Raw genomic sequence first — 21760 nt, 5'->3', positions numbered from 1 at the left:
GCCGCCAGCGCCCGCTGTCACCATCCCGGATCGAGCTGTCACCATCCCGGATCGGGACGCTCCTCCCTCCGGGCGGCGGCGAACGGCTCTCGCCGCGACAGGCCCGTCCAGGCCCCTCCGATCGGGCCGTGGTCAACCGACGTGGCCTCCGACCGGGCCGTGGTCAACCGACGTGGCCTCCGACCGGGCCGTGGTCAACCGACGCGGCCTCCGGCATGACCGTGGTCGACGCCCGCTCCTGCCGTCGCCGGGCTGACGAACCCGGTAGAAGACGCCGACATCCGCGGCGCCATGAGCGCAGGGCGGAGCCGGATCGACTGCTGTCGCCCGGAGCCACCTCAGTTCCGTGCAGTGGGGCCCGGGGAAGTGCTTGCAGGCGAAACCACCACGCACCTGCCGGAAACAGCGGCGGCACGGTGGGAATCCCCGCCCCGTTCACGGGGGGAGAGCGTCAGGAAGCCAGTGATGCATGCCGCGCGGCAGACGGGGCCGGCTGATCGTCGACGGTTCGCTCCGCCCGGTTGATCTCGGTCCAGACGGCGTCCAGGGACAGGCCGAGGGTGTCGGCGATCGCCGCGATGGTCGGGAAGGCGGGGGTGGCCACACGGCCGGATTCGATCTTGCGCAGGGTTTCCGGCGAGATACGCGAGGCGAGCGCCACATCGAGCATCGAGCGGCAGCCCCGGGCCTGGCGGAGCAGGGCGCCGAGGCGCTCTCCGCGTTCTACCTCGGCGGGGGTGAGCGGCAGCCTGACCATGACCCGATTCTAATCCCGGTACAGTTATACCGGGATAGTTATTGGAAGCGCGTGAGAGGCCTACCCATGATCGAGATCCTGAACTCCGCCCGGCTCGAGCGGGCGAGGGGCACCGGCGCTCTGGTCGGAGACATCCTGCACACTCTGAAGCAGCGCAGCACGGTCGGGACGAACCTGCTGGACATCGACCAGTGGGCCAAAGAGATGATCAGCGAGGCGGGAGCGCAGTCCTGCTACGTCGACTACGCACCCTCCTTCGGACGCGGCCCGTTCGGGCACTACGTCTGCACGGCCGTCAACGACGCGGTGCTTCACGGGCTGCCCCACAACTACCCGCTGGCAGACGGGGATCTGCTGACTCTCGACCTCGCCGTCGCCAAGGGCGGGGTGGCCTCGGACGCCGCGGTCAGCTTTCTGGTGGGCGAAGCCAGGCCTGCGGAGAGCGTCGCGATGATCGAGGCGACCGAACGGGCACTCGCCGCCGGCATCGCCGCCGCCAGGCCCGGGGCGCGCATCGGTGACCTCTCCCACGCCATCGGCACGGTCCTCGATGAGGCGGGCTACCCGATCAGCACCGAGTTCGGAGGCCACGGCATCGGCTCGACCATGCACCAGGACCCCCACATCGCGAACACCGGGCGGCCAGGCCGCGGATACACACTGCGGCCCGGACTGCTGCTCGCCCTGGAACCCTGGGTCATGGCCGACACCGCCACACTCGTCACCGACGCCGACGGGTGGACACTGCGCAGCGCCACGGGCTGCCGGACCGCGCACAGCGAGCACACCATCGCCATCACCGACGACGGAGCCGAAATCCTCACCCTGCCCACGCGGGCACGGCGTTGAGGGATACCGCATCGAAGCGGCCCGTCGGGCCGGGCGACCCGCCCCCGTCGCCCCCGCCCGCCCCGTCGTCCCCGCCCGCCTCCGTCGTTCGCGACGGCCTCCGGAGCGGGGCCGGCCGACCGGCGAGCGCTTGCCGGGCGCCGCCCGAGCGACACCGGCATACCTGCCGAGTGCGCTCGACGGGAAGCAACAGGCATCGGGTAATCCTGCCGGGCGGCACGGTCAGGCGGCACGGTCAGGCGGCACGGTCAGGCGGCACGGTCAGGCGGCGCAGTCGGGCGGCACAGCCAGGCGTCAGCGGGTCGTCGTCTCGCGCCAGCGGTTAGTGATCGGCAGCCGCCGGTCCTTGCCGAAGCCCTTGGCGGAGATCTTCGTACCCGGCGGGTACTGGCGCCGCTTGTACTCGGCGGTGTCGACGAGCCGCAGCACCCTCGCCACCAGTTCCTCGTCGTGGCCCGCCGCCACGATCGCGTCCTTGCCCTGGTCGCGGTCGACGTACAGCGCAAGGATCCGGTCGAGCACGTCGTAGTCGGGGAGGGAGTCGGTGTCCACCTGACCCGGCCGCAGCTCGGCGCTCGGCGGCTTGGCGATCGAGTTCTCCGGGATCGGCGCGATCCGGCCGCGCTCCTCGGCGGCCCGGTTGCGCCACCTCGCCAGCCGGAAGACCGCGGACTTGTAGACGTCCTTGATCGGTCCGTAGGCCCCGACGGAGTCGCCGTACAGCGTCGAGTAGCCGACCGCCAGCTCGCTCTTGTTGCCCGGCGCGAGTACGAGGTGCCCCTCCTGGTTGGAGACGGCCATCAGGGTGGTGCCGCGCAGCCGCGACTGGAGGTTCTCCTCCGCCAGGCCGGTCAGCGAGAGCGACCCCAGGAAGGCGTCGAACATCGGCTCGATCGGCACGGTGCGGAGGTTCAGCCCGGTGCGGCGGGCGAGTTCGGCGGCGTCCTCCCGGGAGTGTTCCGAGGAGTACCTGGACGGCATGGAGATGCCGTAGACGTTCTCCGCGCCCAGCGCGTCGCAGGCGATCGCGGCGACCAGCGCGGAATCGATCCCCCCGGAGAGGCCGATGACGACCGAGCGGAAGCCGTTCTTGGCGACGTACGCGCGCAGGCCCACGACCAGCGCCGAGTACACCTCCTCCGCGTCGTCGAGCCGCTGTGCGCAGCCGCCCGTCAGCTGCCGCTCGTACGCCGGGAGCGGCTCCGCGCAGAGGACGACCCGGTCGATGGCCAACCCGTCGTCCACCAGGCCCGTCGGGGCGTCGGCGGAAGCGGCCGGGAGGTCCAGGTCCAGGATCACGCTGCCCTCGGCGAACTGCGGTGCGCGCGCCACGACCTCGCCGTCGCGGTCGACGACGATCGAGTCGCCGTCGAAGACGAGTTCGTCCTGGCCGCCGATCATCGCGAGGTACGCGGTGGTGCAGCCCGCCTCCTGGGCGCGCTTGCGGACCAGCTCCAGGCGGGTGTCGTCCTTGTCCTGCTCGTACGGCGAGGCGTTGATCGAGAGCAGCAGCCCGGCCCCCGCGGAGCGCGCGGCGGGGACGCGGCCGCCGTCCTGCCAGAGGTCCTCGCAGATGGCCAGCGCGACGTCGACGCCGTGCACGCGGACCACGGGCATGGTGCCGCCCGGCACGAAGTACCGGAACTCGTCGAAGACGCCGTAGTTGGGCAGGTGGTGCTTGGCGAACGTCAGCGCCACCCGGCCGCCGTGCAGCACGGCACCCGCGTTCTGCGGGGCGCCGGCCGGCTGGCCGTAGCGGGGCTGGGCCTTCTCGGAGCGGTCGAGATAGCCGACGACCACCGGGATCTCCCCGAAGCCCTCGTCGGCGAGACGGGTGGCGAGCGCCCGCAGGGCGGCCCGCGACGCCTCGACGAAGGACTGCCGCAGGGCCAGGTCCTCGACGGGGTAGCCGGTCAGCGCCATCTCGGGGAACGCGACGAGGTGCGCGCCCTGTGCGGCGGCGTGCCGGGTCCAGCGCAGGATCGACTCGGCGTTGCCGGCGAGATCGCCGACGGTCGAGTCGATCTGATTCATGGCGAGGCGAAGTTGAGGCACGTGCCCAGTGTAATCGTCTCTCTGACGCGATGTCCTGGCGGTGCGGCCGCGCCACTCCCGGGGGCCGCGGCACCGGGCCGCGGCACCGGGCCCGGTCCGTCGCCCGGTCCGTGCCCTCGGTGGAAGACCCCAGCCCCGGTCCGTCGCCCGGTTCCTCGCCCGGCCTGCCCCCTCGGTGGGAGAACCCTGCCCCGGCTGCTCGCCCGGTTGGTCGTGAGCACCGGCAACCTCGCGCTCCCGGTCCGCCGCCCGGTTCCTCGCCCGGCCTGCCCCTCGGTGGGAGAACCCTGCCCCGGCTGCTCGCCCGGTTGGTCGTGAGCACCGGCAACCCCGCGCTCCCGGTCCGCCGCCCGCTTCCTCGCCCGGCCCGCCCCCTCGGTGGGAGAACCCCCGCACCCCCGCCCCGGGTGGGTCCGGAGGGTCAGTCCTTGTAGGCCAGCGTCGTCATCATCCCGGTCTCCGAGTGGTAGATGTTGTGGCAGTGGAACATCCACAGGCCCGGATTGTCCGCGTCGAAGTCCGCCACCAGCTTGCGGTGCGGCAGCAGGATCGCCGTGTCCTTGCGGGCGCCGAGGGAGTCGATGCCGGCCAGGGCGAAGGTGTGGCCGTGCAGGTGCATGGGGTGCCACATGTCCGTGGCGTTGACGACCACCAGCCGCACCCGCTCGCCGTACTCGATCCGGTGGAGCGTCTCCGGGTCGTACGGCCGCCGGTCGAACGCCCAGTCGTAGCGCTTCATGCCGCCGGTCAGCGTGAACCGGATCAGACGGTCCGGGCGGCGCCGGTCCAGGGCCACCGACTCCACCGGGCGCAGGTGCGCGGACGACTGCAGCACTCGGCGGTCCAGCTCCGACGGGCGGGTGGACGGCTTGGGCGTCGGCCCGCCACCCGTGCGCAGCACGGCCATCGCCGAGCCCCTCTTGCCCTCCGCGAGTGCCGTGAACGGGAACACCCCGTCCTTGGCGGTGACCAGCACGTCGTACCGCTCGGCCATGCCCAGCAGCAGCGCGTCGGTCTTGTACGGGTGTACGGGGAAGCCGTCCGAGTGGACGACGGTCATCTCGTGGCCGCCCAGCGCCACCCGGAACGCCGTCTCGGCCCCGGCGTTGATGATGCGCACCCGGATCCGGTCGCCCGGCTTCGCCTTGAACTCCGTCGGATGGTCCGCCGTACGGCCGTTGATCAGGTAGTACGGGTAGGCGACATCGCCCGCGTGACCGCCCAGCAGTTTGCTCGTGGCGTCGGTCGTCAGCCGCCGCGGTCCCCTGCCGCCGGGCTGTCCGGGCGATCCACGGCCCGCGTCCGGCTCGTGATCACGGGCCGGACCGTACCCGGCGTCGACCCCGCCGGAGGGGCGGGGCCGCGGACTTCCGCCGCGCTCGCCGTCGTCGCCGTCACTGCTGTCGCCGTCGCCGTCGCCGTCGCCGGGGTTCCGGTCCCGCACCTCGTCCCCGCCGCCGTGGCCGTGGCCGCGGTCGTGCGCGTTGCCGTGTCCCATGGCGGGTTTGCCCTTGAGGAGCTGCGCCAGCACGTCGTCGGGAGTGGAGCCGTCCACGCCGTCGACCCAGTCGTCCAGGACGATGATCCACTCATGGTCGTAGACCAGCGGCTCCTTCGGGTCTTCCACGATCAGCGGCGCGTACATGCCGCGGTCGATCTGCACGCCGTAGTGGGGGTGGAACCAGTGGGTTCCGGCGTGCGGCACGGTGAAGCGGTAGGCGAACGTCCCACCCGGCTTGATCGCCGTCTGCGTCACGCCCGGTACGCCGTCCATCCTGTTCTCGATGGCGATGCCGTGCCAGTGCACGGTGGTGGGCGCCGGCAGATGGTTGGACAGGGTGAGTGCGAGGGTGTCCCCCTCGTTGATCCGCACCTCCTTGCCCGGTAGCCGGCCGTCGTACGTCCAGGTCCTGAACGTGCGCCCGCGGCCGATGTCGATCGTGCCGGGCGTGGCGGTGAACGTACTCGTGCGGAGCGGCCCCACACTGCCCTCCGCCGCCGGGCCGCCGACCTTCCGGCCGTCGGCGGGGGAGGAAGCCCGGGCGGGAGCGCCCGCGGCGCCGCGGCCGCGGTCGTCCGACCCTCCGCCGGAGCAGGCGGCGAGCAGCCCCGACCCGGCGGCGGCGATCCCGGCGCCGAGCACGGCGCGGCGGGTGGGGGAGGTCTGACGGGTGTGCTCCTGACTGGACATGGCCCTCCGGTTGGTCGAACATGCGCGCACCGCCCCCGCTGGGGACGGGCCCCGGGCGGGGCTGAACGCAGCACGACCTAGCATGGGGCACGATGCCCGAAACATCCGGTACATCCAGAGCTGTCGCGATGCTCATCGCGCTCGGCGCCCTGCTGTACACCGCCCGGGTACTCGAACTGCTCCTGGCCACCGGCCTCGACCCGGTCCGGGCGTACGCAAGTGAACTCTCGGCAGCGGACCGGCCCTTCGGCCGCCTCTTCCGGTCCACGGACCTCGCCGCCGGACTGCTCGTCCTCGCCGGGTCGGCCACCGCACTGCCGACGCTCCCGAGGCGGCCGTGGTGCGTCGCCGACCGGGCAGCCCTCGCGGCCTTCGGCCCGGCGACCGCGGTCGACTCGCGACTGCCGCTCAGCTGCGCGCCCACCGGCGACCCGGAGTGCGCGGCCCCGGAGACCGCGGGCCTCGTCCCGGCCACGCACACCGCGCACGCCTACAGCTCCACCCTCGCCATGGCCGGCGCGCCGGCCGGCCCGGCCGCGCTCACGGTCGCCGCGCGCCGCTACCACCGGTGGCCCGCACTTGGCCGGGGCGGGCCGGTGCTCCTCGCGGTACAACTCGCCGCCACCGTCTGGACGCTGACCGCCGTCGCCGCCTTCGAGGCCGGCCGCGGCGTCTGGTGGCTCGGCGCAGGGCAGCGGCTCCAGGTGCTGACCGCGACAGGGTGGCTCGCCGTACTCGCGCTGTCCGTGGCGCGGGGGAGTGCCGGCCCGCCCGGGCGGGGGACGGGCGGGAAGGACCGCCCGGACGCGGTGGCACGGGCGGTCATGAGGCACTGACGGGAGTGCGACGGCCGGTCCGTGGGGCACTCGGCCGACGGACGGCGCCAGTCCGGGGAGCCGGTCCCGGGGCCTCCGGTTACGCGGTCGCCGGTCCCGGGACGGCCGGTCGTGGGGCCGCGCGCCGGTTCCACGACCGGCGGCCTCCCCGCAACCTCCCGCCGGTCCACCTGCGTACCATCGGTGCCTCTCCCGGCGTACCACCGGCGGTCCACCGGCGTACGGCTGGCGCTCGGGCAGGGGGAGTCGGAGGGGCCCGCGCCCAACGCCGTTGCGACGCATGTCGTGATGGCCCGCACGACGTGTGCCACGCTCCCGTATGCCGCCACGACATGTGTCAACACTTCGTGCGGGTGCATGTCGTGGCGGCACATGTCGTGCGGGCACGTCGGGCGCCGGCCGCTGGGCGCGCGACGGGAGGGGGCTGACGCCCGATCAGCTACGTGCGTACACCTGCTCGACCCACTGGGCGAGTTGGTCCTCCGACAGGTGCTGCGCCAGATCGGCTTCGCTGATCATGCCCACGAGGCGCTTGTTCTCGATGACGGGAAGCCGGCGGATCTGGTGCTCCTGCATCTCGTGCAGGACGTCGCCCACGTCAGCGCCGGAGTCGATCCAGCGCGGGGTTCCGCGGGCCATGTCGCCCGCCGTGATCCTCGACGGGTCGTGGCCCATGGCCACGCAGCCGACCACGATGTCGCGGTCGGTCAAAATGCCGCACAGCCGTTCGTCGGTGTCGGCGATGGGCAGCGCGCCCACGTTCAGCTCGCGCATCAACTGCGCGGCGCGGTCCAGAGTTTCGTGTGCCGGGATCCACTGGGCCCCGGAATGCATGATGTCCTTGGCGGTGGTCATGGGGTCTCTACCTCCTGGGCGTGGCCCACATCCGTTGTCACCCGATCTCGCGCCCGCCGTCCCGCGCGGGTGGAGGAGGACCGGCCGGCGGTCCAGCCGGCGCCGCGCACCACGGGCCGGGATCGCCCCGGCCGGGACTGCGGGGGCTTCTTCGGCGCGACGTGGGCGCGCAGCGCGGCGGCGAGCCCGGCCGGCGGTCCCGGCGGACGCCGAGGAAGCCGTCTTCGACCTTACCGCCGACGCCGTGGCAGCGCCCGACGGGGCGACCGGCTCCGGGGAGGGCGCCGCACCCTCGCCGGGCACAGGCCACAGCAGCCCTCCGGCCCCTCCGAACCCCCTGGCCCCTCCGAACCCCCTGGCGCCGGGGCGGACCGACGGCGGGTGGCACGCTCGCGCGTCACCGTACCGGGCTCGCCCCCGGTGCCCTGCCGTCCGGCGGGCCACCGCAGGGCCGGGGCCGGGGAGTGCCGGACCGCCGTGGCCCGGACCGGCGGCCGCCGCCTACCGCCATGGCCGCCGCCTCCCGTTCGCGCGCGGCTCCTCCCGCCTCGGGCGGTGCGGCACGGATCGGGAAGCGGCGGTCGGGGACGGCGGGAGGAGACCGGGAGGAGACCGGGAGGAAACCGGGACAGGGGATGCGGGAGCGGCCCGTGCCGCGGTTCGGGCACTCCCGTTCCCGGGGTGAACCTCCGCGTGGGGAGCGTGACCCGCCGCGCGGGACGGGCTCTCCACCCGGTCCACCCGGTCCACCCGGCCCGCGCGGCCTGCTCTACCCGCTCTGTCCGGCCCGCGAGGCGGTTTCAGGCCCGGGGCGCTGCCCCCCGCTTCTCCAGGAGGTCGGCCATCAGGCCGATCTCGGACTGCTGGGCGTCGACCATGCCCTGGGCCAGGGCCTTCTCCTGAGGCACGGTGCACAGATCAGCGCAGCCCTCGGCCATGGTGACGCCGCCCTTGTGGTGGTCGGTCATCAGCTGAAGGAACAGCACCTCCGCCGCCCTGCCGTCCGCCTTCGCCAGCAGGTCCAGCTCCGCCCGGGTGGCCATACCCGGCATCAACGCCCCGGTGCCGGGCCGCTGCGCGGACGGGCTCGCCGCCGCGCCGCCGGCATCCTGCTTGTCGCCGTCGCCGTCGCCGTTGCCGTCGCCGTTGCCGTCGCCGTTGCCGTCGCCGTTGCCGTCGCCGTCGCCGTCGCCGTTGCCGTCGCCGTTGCCGTCGCCGTCGCCGTCGCCGTCGCCGTTCCCGGGCGCGTCGCCCCCGCCCCCGTTCCCCGGCGCGTCGCCGCCGTGCCCGCCGTCTCCGTGACCGTCCTTCCCGTGGCCCCGCTCCATCCAGTCCATCGGCGCGGCCGCGGAGTCCACCTTCGGCAGCTCCCACAGATCCAGCCAGCCCAGCAGCATGCCCCGCTGGTTGGCCTGGGTGTTGGCGATGTCGTAGGCGAGCCGCCGCACCTCCTCGTCCCCGGTGCGGTCCCGGACGATGAAGGACATCTCCACCGCCTGCTGGTGGTGGACGGCCATGTCGCGGGCGAACCCCGCGTCGGCCGAGTCCGCCGCGGGGGCGGCCGGCGTCCCCGCGCCACCCCCGTGCCCGCCGGTATGCCCGTCGCCGCCGGCGGACGCGACCGTCGCCGCACCCGCGAACACCAGCGCCGGCACCACCGCCGCGATCGAGAACCAGTGCGTACGCGTCAGAGTGAGCGTCACGCGCCCAGCCCGCCCGTGCACGCGGCACCCGGCTCGGGCGTCTGCGGTCCCTGCACGTACTTGGTGAAGAACTGGTCCACCCGCGGGTCGTCCGCGCTGTCGACGGTGACCTGCTTGCCCCAGGCGCTGAGCATGATGGCCCCGGCCTGGTCCTTCACCGGGCTCATCATCGAGTACGAGGTGCTGCCGACCTTGTCCTCGAGCTTCTGCACCTCCGCGGCCGGGGCCTGGTCGCTGTACGTGACCCACACGGCGCCGTGCTCCAGTGAGTGCACGGCGTTCACCTCGGGGATCGGCTTGTCGTAGACGTCGCGGTCGCAGTTCATCCACGCCTGGTGGTGGTCACCGCCGACCGGCGGCTTCATGGGGTACTTCACGGCCGTCGTGACGTGGTTGCGCCCGAGTTCCTTGGCGTCCCAGGACTTCTCGTCCTTGATCGGGGCCTTGGCGGCGGCCTCGGCCTGCGCCTTCTCCTCGGACTTCTCGTTCAGTACGTACGCGCCGAAGCCGACGAGCCCTGCCACCAGGACGGTGCTGACCGAGATGGTGATGATCCGGTTGCGGCGTTCACGGGCCTGTTCGGCGCGGCGCATCTCCTCTATACGGGCGCGGCGGTCGTTCGTCTTGTTCGTTTTGCTCGACACTCTGCTTCGTCCTTCTTCTGAGTCGGGGGTGCGGGGTGTGCACGTGCTTCACCGCGCCGGGCGCCGGGCGCCGGGCGACGTGTGACGTCACGGACGGCGCCGGAACGGTCCTCCCGGGGGGTGGGATCCAGAAGCGGCCCCCTCGGCCCGCGGGGCCGGGAGGGACTCTCGGCGCACGCCTAGGTCCGCTGCACCTGAAGGGCGTGCAGGTCCGGGGCCCGTGGGAGCGCACCGGTGTGCGGCGGTCCGCCCGCGAGGCGGTCCGCCGCGGAACCCCGCGGGAGCCCGGCCGCGGCCGGCGGCGCGTCCTGGGGCTGGGCGGTGAGGACGGCGGGCCCGAGATGCGGGTAGATCCCGCAGTCGCCGCGGTCGTACGGGCAGCTGTACGCGGTGGCCGGGTCGGCCGGCGCGTCCGTCCGGGCGGTCCCGGCGGCGAGCCCGACGGCCGGCGCGTCCGTCCGGGTGGTCCCGGCGGCGAGCCCGACGGCCGGCGCGTCCGTCCGGGTGGTCCCGGCGGCCGGAGACGAGGAGGCCGCGAACCCGCCCTCCGCCCGGTGGGCGGTGTGCTCGAGTGCCGCTCCGGAGCCCGGGCCGGCCTGTCCCAGACAGAAGAAGAGCGCGGCGAGGAGCGTCGCCACGGCACTCAGCAGAGCCGTGGGACGCGCCGTGCGCGCGGTGCGGGCGCTCCGCATGCCCCCCATGGGGGCAGATGGTAACGGCGGGTACGTGCTCCACGTCATACGGGGTGCGTAATCTGGGCGAAACCCCGGGTCGTGATACTGAAGCTCCCCTCTACGCCCTGGCGGTGGTGCACAGGCCGTCTGAACTGCAAGGATGTGGCTATGGACAAGCAGCAGGAATTCGTGCTCCGCACGCTCGAGGAGCGCGACATCCGGTTCGTACGCCTGTGGTTCACCGATGTGCTCGGCTTCCTGAAGTCGGTCGCGGTGGCGCCCGCGGAGCTGGAGCAGGCCTTCGACGAGGGCATCGGCTTCGACGGCTCCGCGATCGAGGGCTTCGCGCGTGTCTACGAGTCGGACATGATCGCGAAGCCGGACCCGGGCACCTTCCAGATCCTGCCGTGGCGTGCGGAGGCCCCCGGTACGGCCCGGATGTTCTGCGACATCCTCATGCCCGACGGCTCGCCGTCCTTCGCCGACCCGCGCTTCGTCCTCAAGCGGATCCTGGCCAAGACCTCGGACCTGGGCTTCACGTTCTACACCCACCCCGAGATCGAGTTCTTCCTGCTGAGGGACCGGCCGCTGGACGGCTCCCGCCCGACGCCCGCCGACAACTCGGGGTACTTCGACCACACCCCGCAGAACGTGGGGATGGACTTCCGCCGCCAGGCCATCACCATGCTCGAGTCCATGGGCATCTCGGTGGAGTTCAGCCACCACGAGGGTGCGCCGGGCCAGCAGGAGATCGACCTGCGGTACGCGGACGCGCTGTCCACCGCGGACAACATCATGACGTTCCGCCTGGTCATGAAGCAGGTCGCGCTGGAGCAGGGGGTGCAGGCGACGTTCATGCCGAAGCCCTTCTCCGAGTACCCCGGCTCCGGCATGCACACGCACCTCTCCCTCTTCGAGGGCGACCGGAACGCGTTCTACGAGTCGGGTGCCGAGTACCAGCTCTCCAAGGTGGGACGCTCCTTCATCGCCGGCCTGCTCAGGCACGCCGCCGAGATCTCGGCCGTCACCAACCAGTGGGTCAACTCCTACAAGCGCATCTGGGGCGGCTCGGCCCGCACCGCGGGGTCCGGCGGCGAGGCCCCCTCGTACATCTGCTGGGGCCACAACAACCGCTCGGCCCTCATCCGCGTCCCGATGTACAAGCCGGGCAAGACCGGCTCCTCCCGCATCGAGGTCCGCTCCCTCGACGCCGGCGCCAACCCCTATCTCGCCTACGCGGTCCTGCTCGCCGCCGGCCTCAGGGGCATCGAGGAGGGCTACGAACTCCCCGCCGGTGCCGACGACGACGTCTGGGCCCTGTCGGACGCCGAGCGCCGCGCGATGGGCATCGAGCCCCTCCCGCAGAACCTCGGCGAGGCGATCACGCTGATGGAGCGCAGCGAACTGGTCGCGGAGACACTCGGTGAGCATGTCTTCGACTTCTTCCTCCGCAACAAGAAGAGCGAGTGGGAGGAGTACCGCAGCGAGGTCACCGCGTTCGAGCTGCGGAAGAACCTGCCGGTGCTGTAGGCGCGTGCCGGCGATGGTGCCGGCCACGCTCGTTCGCGTCCTACGAGGGGCGCCGCCTCGCCCGGACGCCCTCCGGGGGGCGTCCCCCGTACCGCTGCGACTACGCTCGGACCCGGATCCGGACCTTGATCGGAGGCGGCGGGATGACATCGGTGCCGGGGCGCAGAAGCAGCACCTTCACCCGTCTGCTGCGACACGGCTTCACCCACCCCGCCGCGGCCGAGCGGCTCCTGGACCTGCCCGAGATGGCGCCCGTGCGCACCGACTCCGTCCTCCTCGACGCCCTCGGCGCCACCGCCGACCCCGACCTGGCCCTGCGCGGACTCGTGCGCCTGGTCGAGGCACAGCAGCCGGACGAGCGGCAGATGCTGCTCGACACGCTGATCTCCGCGAAGCCGCTGCGCGACCGGCTGCTCGGGGTGCTCGGCGCGTCCGACGCGCTCGGCGACCATCTGGCCCGGCACCCGCACGACTGGCAGGCGCTGGTGATGTACGAGGCGTCCGATCTGCACCCCGGGGTGGACGACTTCGAACGGGGACTCGCCGAGGCGACCGACCCGGTGTCGCTGCGCGTCGCCTACCGCCGCTGTCTGCTGTCGATCGCCGCCCGCGACGTGTGCGGCACCACCGACGTGGCGCAGACCGCCGCCGAACTGGCCGACCTGGCGACGGCGACGCTGCGCGCGGCCCTCGCCATCGCCCGTGCCGACGCCCCCGAGGACGCCGCCGCCTGCCGGCTCGCGGTCATCGCCATGGGCAAGTGCGGCGGCCATGAGCTGAACTACGTCTCCGACGTCGACGTGATATTCGTCGGGGAGCCCGCGTCCGGGCCCGCGTCCGGGCCCGCGTCCGGGCCCGCGTCCGGGTCCGGGTCCGATGCCGCGTCCGTGCCCGGGGCCGATGCCGGGGCCGATGCCGTGGACGAGGCCACCGCGCTGAAGGCCGCGACCCGGCTCGCCTCGCACCTGATGCGGATCTGCTCGGAGACCACCGTCGAGGGCGCCATCTGGCCCGTCGACGCCAATCTGCGGCCGGAGGGCCGCAACGGGCCGCTGGTACGCACCCTCGCCAGCCATCTCGCCTACTACCAGCGCTGGGCGAAGACCTGGGAGTTCCAGGCACTGCTCAAGGCGCGGCCGGTGGCAGGCGACCCGGAACTCGGTGCCGACTACGTCGACGCGGTGTCGCCGCTGGTCTGGCAGGCGGCCGAGCGGGAGAACTTCGTGCCGGACGTGCAGAAGATGCGCCGCCGCGTCGTCGACAACATCCCCGCCGCGCACATAGACCGCGAGCTGAAGCTGGGGCCGGGCGGACTGCGGGACGTCGAGTTCGCCGTACAGCTGCTCCAGTTGGTGCACGGCCGCACCGACCCCGCACTGCGCAGCGGCTCCACCCTGGAGGCGCTCGGACAGCTCGCGGCCGGCGGTTACGTGGGCCGGGCGGACGCGGCACAGCTCGAAGAGGCGTATCGCTTCCTGCGCTCGATGGAGCACCGGATCCAGCTGTACCGGCTGCGCCGTACGCACCTGGTGCCGGAGGGCGAGGAGGACCTGCGGCGCCTCGGGCGGTCCCTGGGGCTGCGCGCCGACCCGGTGGCCGAACTCGACAAGGAGTGGCGGCGGCACGGCTCCGTCGTGCGCCGGCTGCACGAGAAGCTCTTCTACCGGCCCCTGCTGGACGCGGTCGCCCAGCTCGCGCCGGGGGAGACCCGGCTCAGCGCCCAGGCCGCCCGGCAGCGCCTGGAGGCGCTCGGCTACGCCGATCCGGCCGCCGCCCTGCGGCATCTGGAGGCGCTGTCGTCCGGGGTCTCGCGCAAGGCGGCGATCCAGCGGACGCTGCTGCCGGTGCTGCTGGGCTGGTTCGCGGACTCCGCCGACCCGGACGCGGGCCTGCTGGGCTTCCGCCAGGTGTCGGACGCGCTGGGCAAGACGCCCTGGTACCTGCGGCTGCTGCGGGACGAGGGCGCGGCCGCGGAGAACCTCGCCCGGGTGCTGTCGGCCGGCCGGCTCGCCCCCGACCTGCTGCTGCGAGCCCCCGAGGCGGTGGCGCTGCTCGGCGACCCCGGGGGGCTGAGGCCGCGCGGCCGCGACCATCTGGAGCAGGAGGTGCTCGCGGCGGCGGGGCGCGCGGACGGCGCGGAGGCGGGGGTCGCCTCGGCCCGCGCCGTGCGGCGGCGGGAGCTGTTCCGTACCGCGGCGGCGGATCTGATCGGCTCGTACGGCACCGAGGAGAACCCGGCCGAGCACGACCCGGGCACGCTCGTCGACCGGGTGGGCGAAGCCGTCACCGACCTCAACGCGGCCACCATCGCCGGTGCGCTGCGGGCCGTCGTCCGCGAGCGCTGGGGGGACGAACTCCCCACCCGCTTCGCGGTCATCGGCATGGGGCGCTTCGGCGGACACGAGCTGTCGTACGGTTCCGACGCCGATGTGCTGTTCGTCCACGAGCCCCGCGAGGGCGTCGACGAGCACGAGGCCACCCGGGCGGCCGGCGCCGTCGTGGCGGAGACGCGGCGCCTGCTCCAGCTCCCGAGCTCCGACCCGCCGCTGCTCATCGACGCCGATCTGCGCCCCGAGGGCCGCAACGGGCCGCTGGTGCGCACCCTCGCCTCCTACGCGGCCTACTACCGCCGCTGGTCGCTGGTCTGGGAGAGCCAGGCCCTGCTGCGCGCCGAGCCGATGGCGGGAGACGAGGAGCTGGGCGCCCGCTTCGTCGAACTGGTCGACCCACTGCGCTACCCCGCCGACGGCCTGGGCGAGGAGGAGGTCCGGGAGATCCGCCGTCTCAAGGCGCGGATGGAGACGGAGCGGCTGCCGCGCGGCGCCGACCCGACCCTGCACGCCAAGTTGGGGCGCGGCGGCCTCAGCGACGTGGAGTGGACGGTGCAGTTGCTTCAGATGCGCCACGGCCGGGCCGAGCCGGCGCTGCGCACCACACGCACCCGTACGGCGCTCGCCGCCGCCCGGGACGCGGGCCTGCTGTCGGCGGAGGACGCCGAGATCCTGGACGACGCCTGGGTGCTGGCGACGCGGGTCCGCAACGGCGTCATGCTGGTGCGGGGCCGCGCGGGCGACACCTTCCCCTCCGATGCGAAGGAACTGGCCGCGGTGGGCCGCTATCTGGGGTACGGGCAGGGGCATGTGGGCGAGATGGTGGACGGGTACCGCCGGGCGACGCGGCGGGCCCGCGCGGTGGTGGAGCGGCTGTTCTACGGGGCGTAGCCGACGCGGTCCCCGGGGGTGGGCGAGGTCTTGGCCGACCGGGTGCCGGGCCGGGTGCCGGCCGGGCGGGACTTCCGCCGGCGGTCCGCCCGCCGGTCCGCGTGTGCCGCGTCCGCGGCACGGCGAGGTGCGTCCGCCGGTTCGCGTGTGCCGCGTCCGCCGGACCGCGTCCGCGGGACCGGAATCGGAATGTCCGCATCCGAGGTGGTGCCCCGGATCCGCCCCTCGCGTTCGAGGGACACGGCGTTTCCGTCCCCCGGCCGCTTCCCCTCACACAGTCCGGTGCACCGTGCGAAGGGCCGCGGCGCAGGCCGCGGGCGGGGCCGGCGCCGCGGTGAGGACGAGACGGCCCGCCGTCCGCGAGGGGCGGCGGGCGCCGGCGCTACGTCCGGAGGGCGTGTGCGAGGGCTTCGTCGAGTAGCTCCCGCAGGGCCGAGGAGGTCGGGGCGACGGCGGTGGCGAGCAGCGCCGGGCCGTTGGCCAGCGGTGCGAGGACGGCATGCCCGCGTCGGGAGCCTCCGCGGAGGAGGACGGGGCCGCGGTGGGGGTCCGTATTCGGCCTGACGAGCAGGAGTTGGCCGACGGCGCGGTGCTCGTGCAGCACCGCTGGGCCGTCCCAGCCGGGCTCCGGGTCCCCGTACGCCGTCTGCTGGTCGAGCAGCGGTCTTCCGGCGCGGTGGACCAGGAGCCGGCTGACGAGGTGGCCCGGTTCCTCGTCGGCCCGGCCCAGGAGCTGCTCCTCCCTCAGCAACAGCCGCGAGGTCGCGGCGAGTTCGACGGTGTAGGTCTGCCGGAGGTTGCTGCCGGCCGAGCTGATCAGCGGCTGGGGGAGCCAGCGCAAGCCGGAGTGCTCGCCGGCGGTGATCCGTACGTCGTAGTGGGCTGGTGCGGAGGTGGGGCCGCGCAGGGCGAGTGTGGCGGCTGCCGTGGTGACCGTCAGGGCGGCCCGGTCCCCGACGGTGACGTCGATGGCGAGCCGGTCGCCGCCCAGGGGAGCGCTCATCGCGCCGATGATCCCGACCTTGGCGGACCTACCGTCGGTGCGCATGCGCCGGAGGTGGAACGGGCCGTCGCTGCGGAGTTGCGGAAGGACGGTGGTGCGTCCGTTGTACGCGGCGTGGACGCGGGCCGCCGCCCGGACCCCGTGCGGGTGCCCGGCAGGCTGCTCGGGGCCTGCGGGGGCTTCGGCCACTGCCGCCCGGTCCGGGCCGGGTCGTACGGCGGGGCTCACACGGCGGCCTTGGTGTGCCACCCGGTGAGGTGGGCGGTGACCCAGTCGGCGACCTCGTTGATGCCGTCGTCGCGGGTGAGGCTGGTGAAGACGACGGGGAGTCCGCCGCGCTGCCGCTCGGCGTCGGCGGCCATGGCGGCGAGGTCGGCCCCCACATACGGGGCGAGGTCGGTCTTGTTGACCAGGAGGAGATCGGCGGTGGTGATGCCGGGGCCGCCCTTGCGGGGAATGTCATCGCCGCTGGACACGTCGATGACGAAGATCTGCACGTCGACGAGGCCCTTGGAGAAGGTCGCGGTCAGGTTGTCGCCACCGGACTCGACGAGCACGAGGTCGAGCGGGTCGAGGGTTTCCTCCAGGTGTTCGACGGCTTCGAGGTTGGCGGAGATGTCGTCGCGGATCGCGGTGTGCGGGCAGGCGCCGGTCTCCACCGCGGTGATCCGCTCCGGCGGCAGCACCGCTTCGCGCAGCAGGTACTCGGCGTCCTCGCGGGTGTAGATGTCGTTGGTGACGACGGCGATGGACCAGGTCTCGCGAAGGGTGCGGCAGAGCGCGGCCACGCTGGCGGTCTTGCCGGAGCCGACGGGGCCGCCCAGGCCGACGCGGAGGGCCCGGCGGCCGCCGTCGGTGCGGAGCGGACCGGCGCTGTGAGTGTGGCGCTGCGGCATGGTCTCGGGGTGGTCGAGGTGCACGAGGAACTCCGGGTGGGCAGGGGAGGGTGTCAGGAGGCGAAGAGCCGGACGGCCCAGGTGGCGTGTTGTTCACCGGTGATGTCCAGCAGCGGTGAGGACGCCGACGGCAGGGCGTCCGGGCCCTCGACCGCGACGCGGTCCGCGGCCCGGGCGGCCGCTTCGGCGACGGCGTCGATGTCGCTACCGAGGCGCGCCAGCAGTCCGGAGGCGTCGAGCGGGTCGAGGCTGAGCAGTCGCACCGCCGCGGTGGCCGGGCCGCCGACGCTCTCGTACGCGGCGGCACGGGCCGCGTCCAGCGGGGTGAGCCCGGCGGCGCGGGCGGCCAGGCCCAGTACGAGCGGCTGGTGGGCGCCCTGGGGACGCTCGGCGGCCAGACGCTCAAGGCGCTCGGACGGGAAGGTGGCACGGGCTGCGCGCATCATCTGGCGGCCGAGCCGCCGGGCGACGGCGCGCAGCGCGGGGGCAGGGGTACGTGCGTCGGCGGCGTCGTCCAGCAGCAGCGGGTCGACTCCGGCGGCGGCTGCGGCGGCCAGCCCGGCCGTGGTCAGGCCGGTGGTGTGCAGCCGGCCGCGGCAGAACGCCAGGAGGCTGTCTATGTCGTGTACGGACTGGTGGGCGATCGCGGCTTCGACGCCGCCGGAGTGGGCATGTCCCCCGGCGGGGAAGCGGCCGTCTGCCAGCAGGAGCAGGGCTGCACGGCTCACGGATGGGCTGCCGCCTTTCGCAGGTTCGCAGGTTCGCAGGTCGGGAAGGTACGCCGGACGTCGCCGGGCGCGGCCGGCGACGCCCGGTGGTGGCCGGTTCCCCGGCCCGCCCGGGCCCCGGTCACCGGCCGGTTCGTCCGGTGACCGGGCAGGGGTGGTCTTGTGCCGTGTTGCGGGAGTGCCCCTGGCCCGCGACGTCCGGCGCGCATTCCTCCGGGGCCCTTCGGGCACGGGAGGCGTCCCCGCGCTGCGGTGTCGGACGCGGCCGGGTACGTGCGGTGGGTACGGGGATGGCCCTCCGCCCCGCGATCGCACGCACCGGACGCCGGGGCCCGCCCCTGCGGGCGGGCGGAGCTGCTCCGGCGACACGCCCTAGAAGAGGAAGTACCTTTGGGCCAGGGGTACTTCGGTGACGTAGGAGCGTGGCACGGTCGCGCCGTTGAGTTCGGTGCGGGTGTCGGTCGTGGTCGCACCGCCGATGGTGACCTCGAAGGTGTCGTGGTCGACTTCGAGACTGTCGGGCACGGTGTCGTTGAGTTTCATGTCGGCCTTCGTGACGTGGCGGGTGCTGGTGATGTCCACGAAGTCCTTGCCGAGGCCGAGCCCCGGATGGCTGCCGGTGCCGTCTCCGTTCAGGGTGCGGGCCACGCCCGGAGCCGTGAAGTTCACCGAGTTGTGACCCGGGGAGCGGCCGGTGGAGCCCCAGACCGGACGCGGCTGGTAGGGCTGTGGGGTGGGGATCGACGCGTTGGCGTCGCCGACCTGGGCGTAGGTGAGCTGGCCGCCCTTGAGCACCATGTGCGGCTTGACGCCGAAGAACTTCGGTTCCCACAGCACCAGGTCGGCGAGCTTCCCCGGCTGCACGGAGCCCACGTGGTCGTCGATGCCGTGCGTGATCGCCGGGTTGACCGTGTACTTGGCGATGTACCGGCGTGCCCGGAAGTTGTCGTTCGGCAGGAGCTGCCGGTCACCGCGGGACGGGTCGCCGTCGGCGGCGGTCCTGCGGGCCTTCACGGCCTCGAGGTCCTCCTTCAGCGGCCCGTAGCGGCGCTTCATGACGTGCGCGGTCTGCCAGGTCCGCATGATCATCTCGCCGATGCGGCCCATCGCCTGGGCGTCCGAGGACATCATGGAGATGGCGCCCATGTCGTGCAGGAGATCCTCCGCGGCCATGGTGGACGGCCGGATCCGGGAGTCGGCGAAGGCCATGTCCGCCTCGATCTCCGGGTTGAGGTGATGGCACACGATCATCATGTCGACGTGCTCCTTGACGGTGTTGACCGTCAGGGGACGCGTCGGGTTGGTCGAGGCCGGCAGCACGTTCGGGTCCTTCACCAGCTCGATCATGTCCGGCGCGTGACCGCCGCCGGCACCCTCGACGTGGAAGATGTGGACGGAGCGTGCCTTCTTCCCGGTGAACTTCCCCCCGGCGTCCCTGCCGTCGCCGGTGAAGGCCGCCCGCGTGCTCTCCAGGAACCCGGACTCGTTCAGCGAGTCGGCGTGCAGGGCGAGCTGGACACCGCGCTCTTCACAGACGTCCAGGGCCCGGTCGATCACCGCGGGCGTGGCGCCCCAGTCCTCGTGGATCTTGAAGCCGCAGACACCGGCGTCCACCTGAGCGTTGAGCTCGTGCTCGTTCATCGTGCTGCCCTTGCCGAGCAGGCCGACGTTGACCGGGAACCCGTCCAGCGCCTCGAAGACCCGCCTGATGTGCCACGCGCCCGGGGTCACGGTGGTGGCCGTGCTTCCCTCGGCCGGTCCGGTGCCGCCGCCGATCAGGGTGGTCACACCCGAGGCCAGGGCCTCGTCGATCTCCCCGGGGCAGATGAAGTGGACGTGGGTGTCCACACCACCCGCGGTGAGGATCCGCCCGTTGCCGGAGACGACCTCGGTGCTCGGTCCGATGACGAAGTTCGTCGGCGTCACCGGCGGGGCCTCCTTCGCGGGTCCCCGGTCCGGCATCTCGAAGCGCGTGATCCTGTTCATCGTCTCGGGGTTGTAGGCCTTGCCGACGGCCGCGATCCTGCCGTCGCGGATGCCGATGTCGGCCTTGGCCACGCCCCACCAGTCGAGGACCAGCGCGCCCGTGATGACGGTGTCCACGGGCCTGTGGTCCGTGGCCCTGCCCGTGCCGTCCTTCCCGTCCCTGGCGAGGTGCGACATGCCCATCGACTCGCGGATCACCTTGCCGCCGCCGAAGAGCATCTCGTTGCCGCTGTAGGAAGGGCCGCCGCTCCAGTCGGCCTCGATCTCCAGCGTGAGGTCGGTGTCGGCGAGCCGGACCCGGTCCCGCGTGGTCGGCCCGTACAGCGCCGTGTACTCCGCCCGTGTCAGCTCGTTGCCCGGCTTCGGCCGGCCCTTCCCCGGCTTCGGCGCCCGGCCGGGGGTCTGCCTCTGCGGGTCGCTCATCGGACGACTCCCTCGCGCAGTCCCTGGATCTTGGTCAGGTCGCCCGTGCCGCCGCCCGCCGTGACGGCACCCTGGATCTGCACCAGCTCCACACAGCGCTCGTCACCCGGTTCGAACCGCACGGCGGTGCCGGCGGCGATGTTGAGCCGCCGGCCCTTCGCCGCCTCGCAGTTCCACAGACTGCGGTCGGCCGGGACCTCCCGGCCGGCGGGGACCTCGATGCCGACGACCTTGAGCCCCGGGTTGACCTCGGCGAAGTGATAGTGGGAGGCGACCTGGACGGGGCGGTCCGACTCGTTCTTCACCCTGATCCTCGTCTTGCCGGGACCCGGCAGGGAGGTGGCCTCCTGCTGCAGGCTGGGGCCCTGGTCGTCCCCGTCGAGACGCACATTGAAGAGGATCGCGTCGAACCGGGAGCCGGCGTCGCCGTCCTCGTCGCAGCACCCGGGCGATTCACCTGCGCCACCGCCGCGGTCGCCGCCGTCACCGTCTCCGCGGTCGACCGGGGAGCCCGGCTTTCCGGGGGGCCGGGGGTGCTCGACCTTGCCCGGGTGCACCCTGCTCTCCTCCGCGCCCTCCGGGATCGGGTCGTGGATGGTGACCAGCTTGGTGCCGTCCGGGAAGGTGGCCTCCACCTGGACGTTCCTGATCATCTCCGGGACGCCGTCCATCACGTCGTCACGGGTGAACAACTGCCGACCCGAGTCCATGATGTCGCTGACGGTCTTGCCGTCGCGGGCCGCCTCGAAGACGTGCGCCGTCAGCAGGGCCGTCACTTCCGGGTAGTTGAGGCGCAGCCCGCGGTCGCGGCGCCTCTGTGCAACGTCGGCCGCGACATGGATCAGCAGGCGCTCCCGCTCATGCGGAGTCAAATGCACGATGAGCCGTTTCTCTCGGTCGGACAGTGCACGCGGCCGGGCACACGGGGGACCGCGGACACGTCCCCCGGCCGTCACCCGGGCGCCACTCGATCATTCAGAGGACGAGGCGGGCGAAACAGCCGAACGGAGGTCGATTCACACCATCTGATGAAATCCGGGATACGGGATGCGAGCCGTCACCCGGCCGGGCCGGAGATCCCGGGCACCCGGCACCGGCCCCGGTCCGGGGCGGGACGGCGACCGCCGCGCGGCCTGCCGTCCGGGAGGCCCGAGCGGTTCCCTATGCCGGTGAGCGAGGTCGCGGCGACCTCCCCGGCGACCTCGGGGCCGAACCGGGGAGCGGCCGCGTCCCCGGGCCGCCCTGCGCCGTGAGCACGGTTCCCCCCGCGTCGCGTCCCCGGGCCGCCCTGCGCCGTGAGCACGGTTCCCCCCGCGTCGCGTCCCCGGGCCGCCCTGCGCCGTGAGCACGGTTCCCCCCGCGCCGCGTCCCCGGGCCGCCCTGCGCCGTGAGCACGGTTCCCCCCGCGC

General features: G+C 73.3%; 16 protein-coding genes and 1 pseudogene. 4 read left to right on the top strand and 13 right to left on the bottom strand.

The window, feature by feature from the left end; all coding sequences use genetic code 11:
* Positions 1-451 precede the first annotated feature (451 nt).
* Positions 452-757, bottom strand: a complete 306-nt coding sequence (locus DDQ41_RS03960; protein ID WP_109293221.1) for a helix-turn-helix transcriptional regulator — start codon at positions 755-757, stop codon at positions 452-454.
* 66 nt (positions 758-823) lie between these two features.
* Here DDQ41_RS03960 and map point away from each other — a divergent pair, with 66 nt between their 5' ends.
* On the top strand, positions 824-1606 hold the full coding sequence (map, locus tag DDQ41_RS03955) for a type I methionyl aminopeptidase (protein ID WP_109293220.1): 783 nt from the start codon (positions 824-826) through the stop codon (positions 1604-1606).
* A 294-nt stretch (positions 1607-1900) separates the two neighbouring features.
* Here the strand turns inward: map and DDQ41_RS03950 are convergent, their stop codons facing one another.
* A complete protein-coding gene (locus DDQ41_RS03950; protein ID WP_262508343.1) occupies positions 1901-3661 on the bottom strand; it encodes an NAD+ synthase in 1761 nt (586 codons plus the stop codon).
* Between the two features lie 421 nt (positions 3662-4082).
* Positions 4083-5852: a multicopper oxidase family protein gene (locus DDQ41_RS03945; RefSeq protein WP_109293218.1), complete on the bottom strand. Its 1770-nt coding sequence runs from the start codon at positions 5850-5852 to the stop codon at positions 4083-4085.
* Between the two features lie 92 nt (positions 5853-5944).
* Between DDQ41_RS03945 and DDQ41_RS03940 the strand changes: the two genes are divergently transcribed.
* Positions 5945-6688, top strand: coding sequence for a DUF998 domain-containing protein (locus tag DDQ41_RS03940; protein ID WP_109293217.1), 744 nt, complete (start codon positions 5945-5947; stop codon positions 6686-6688).
* A 435-nt stretch (positions 6689-7123) separates the two neighbouring features.
* Here the strand turns inward: DDQ41_RS03940 and DDQ41_RS03935 are convergent, their stop codons facing one another.
* From DDQ41_RS03935 to DDQ41_RS03920, 4 genes are all read right to left on the bottom strand, one after another.
* Positions 7124-7543 carry a CBS domain-containing protein gene (locus tag DDQ41_RS03935; RefSeq protein WP_109293216.1) on the bottom strand — a complete coding sequence of 140 codons (420 nt, stop codon included), beginning with the start codon at positions 7541-7543 and terminating at the stop codon, positions 7124-7126.
* 800 nt (positions 7544-8343) lie between these two features.
* Positions 8344-9246, bottom strand: a complete 903-nt coding sequence (locus DDQ41_RS03930; RefSeq protein WP_109297519.1) for a DUF305 domain-containing protein — start codon at positions 9244-9246, stop codon at positions 8344-8346.
* A complete protein-coding gene (locus DDQ41_RS03925; protein ID WP_109293215.1) occupies positions 9243-9839 on the bottom strand; it encodes a DUF3105 domain-containing protein in 597 nt (198 codons plus the stop codon). The genes DDQ41_RS03930 and DDQ41_RS03925 overlap by 4 nt, the downstream gene beginning before the upstream one ends.
* Positions 9840-10069: 230 nt before the next feature.
* A complete protein-coding gene (locus DDQ41_RS03920; RefSeq protein ID WP_109293214.1) occupies positions 10070-10591 on the bottom strand; it encodes a hypothetical protein in 522 nt (173 codons plus the stop codon).
* 141 nt (positions 10592-10732) lie between these two features.
* Here DDQ41_RS03920 and DDQ41_RS03915 point away from each other — a divergent pair, with 141 nt between their 5' ends.
* Complete coding sequence (locus DDQ41_RS03915) at positions 10733-12094, top strand: glutamine synthetase family protein (protein WP_109293213.1); 1362 nt, start codon at positions 10733-10735, stop codon at positions 12092-12094.
* 143 nt (positions 12095-12237) lie between these two features.
* The gene (locus DDQ41_RS03910; protein WP_109293212.1) at positions 12238-15315 is read left to right on the top strand and encodes a bifunctional [glutamine synthetase] adenylyltransferase/[glutamine synthetase]-adenylyl-L-tyrosine phosphorylase; all 3078 of its coding nucleotides are present in this window, start codon (positions 12238-12240) and stop codon (positions 15313-15315) included.
* A gap of 382 nt (positions 15316-15697) precedes the next feature.
* Here DDQ41_RS03910 and DDQ41_RS03900 read toward each other — a convergent pair whose 3' ends face one another.
* From DDQ41_RS03900 to DDQ41_RS03875, 6 genes and pseudogenes are all read right to left on the bottom strand, one after another.
* Positions 15698-16507: an urease accessory protein UreD gene (locus DDQ41_RS03900; RefSeq protein ID WP_109293210.1), complete on the bottom strand. Its 810-nt coding sequence runs from the start codon at positions 16505-16507 to the stop codon at positions 15698-15700.
* Positions 16508-16542: 35 nt separating this feature from the next.
* Positions 16543-17238 carry an urease accessory protein UreG gene (gene ureG / locus DDQ41_RS03895; protein ID WP_109293209.1) on the bottom strand — a complete coding sequence of 232 codons (696 nt, stop codon included), beginning with the start codon at positions 17236-17238 and terminating at the stop codon, positions 16543-16545.
* 29 nt (positions 17239-17267) lie between these two features.
* Positions 17268-17942, bottom strand: a complete 675-nt coding sequence (locus DDQ41_RS03890) for an urease accessory protein UreF (RefSeq protein WP_109293208.1) — start codon at positions 17940-17942, stop codon at positions 17268-17270.
* A gap of 372 nt (positions 17943-18314) precedes the next feature.
* Positions 18315-20351 (bottom strand): urease subunit alpha, encoded by a 2037-nt coding sequence (gene ureC / locus DDQ41_RS03885; RefSeq protein WP_109293207.1) that lies wholly within the window; start codon positions 20349-20351, stop codon positions 18315-18317.
* Positions 20348-20935, bottom strand: coding sequence for an urease subunit beta (locus DDQ41_RS03880; protein WP_449451402.1), 588 nt, complete (start codon positions 20933-20935; stop codon positions 20348-20350). Before DDQ41_RS03880 ends, ureC begins: the two co-directional genes overlap by 4 nt.
* Positions 20933-21229, bottom strand: a pseudogene (locus tag DDQ41_RS03875) (urease subunit gamma); the annotation flags it as partial. The gene DDQ41_RS03880 and the pseudogene DDQ41_RS03875, both read right to left, overlap by 3 nt.
* Positions 21230-21760 lie beyond the last annotated feature (531 nt).

This window comes from Streptomyces spongiicola (genome assembly GCF_003122365.1).
Taxonomy (GTDB): domain Bacteria; phylum Actinomycetota; class Actinomycetes; order Streptomycetales; family Streptomycetaceae; genus Streptomyces; species Streptomyces spongiicola.
The sequence above is the reverse complement of the archived record's forward strand: the minus strand, read 5'-3'. Positions and strand labels throughout refer to the sequence as shown.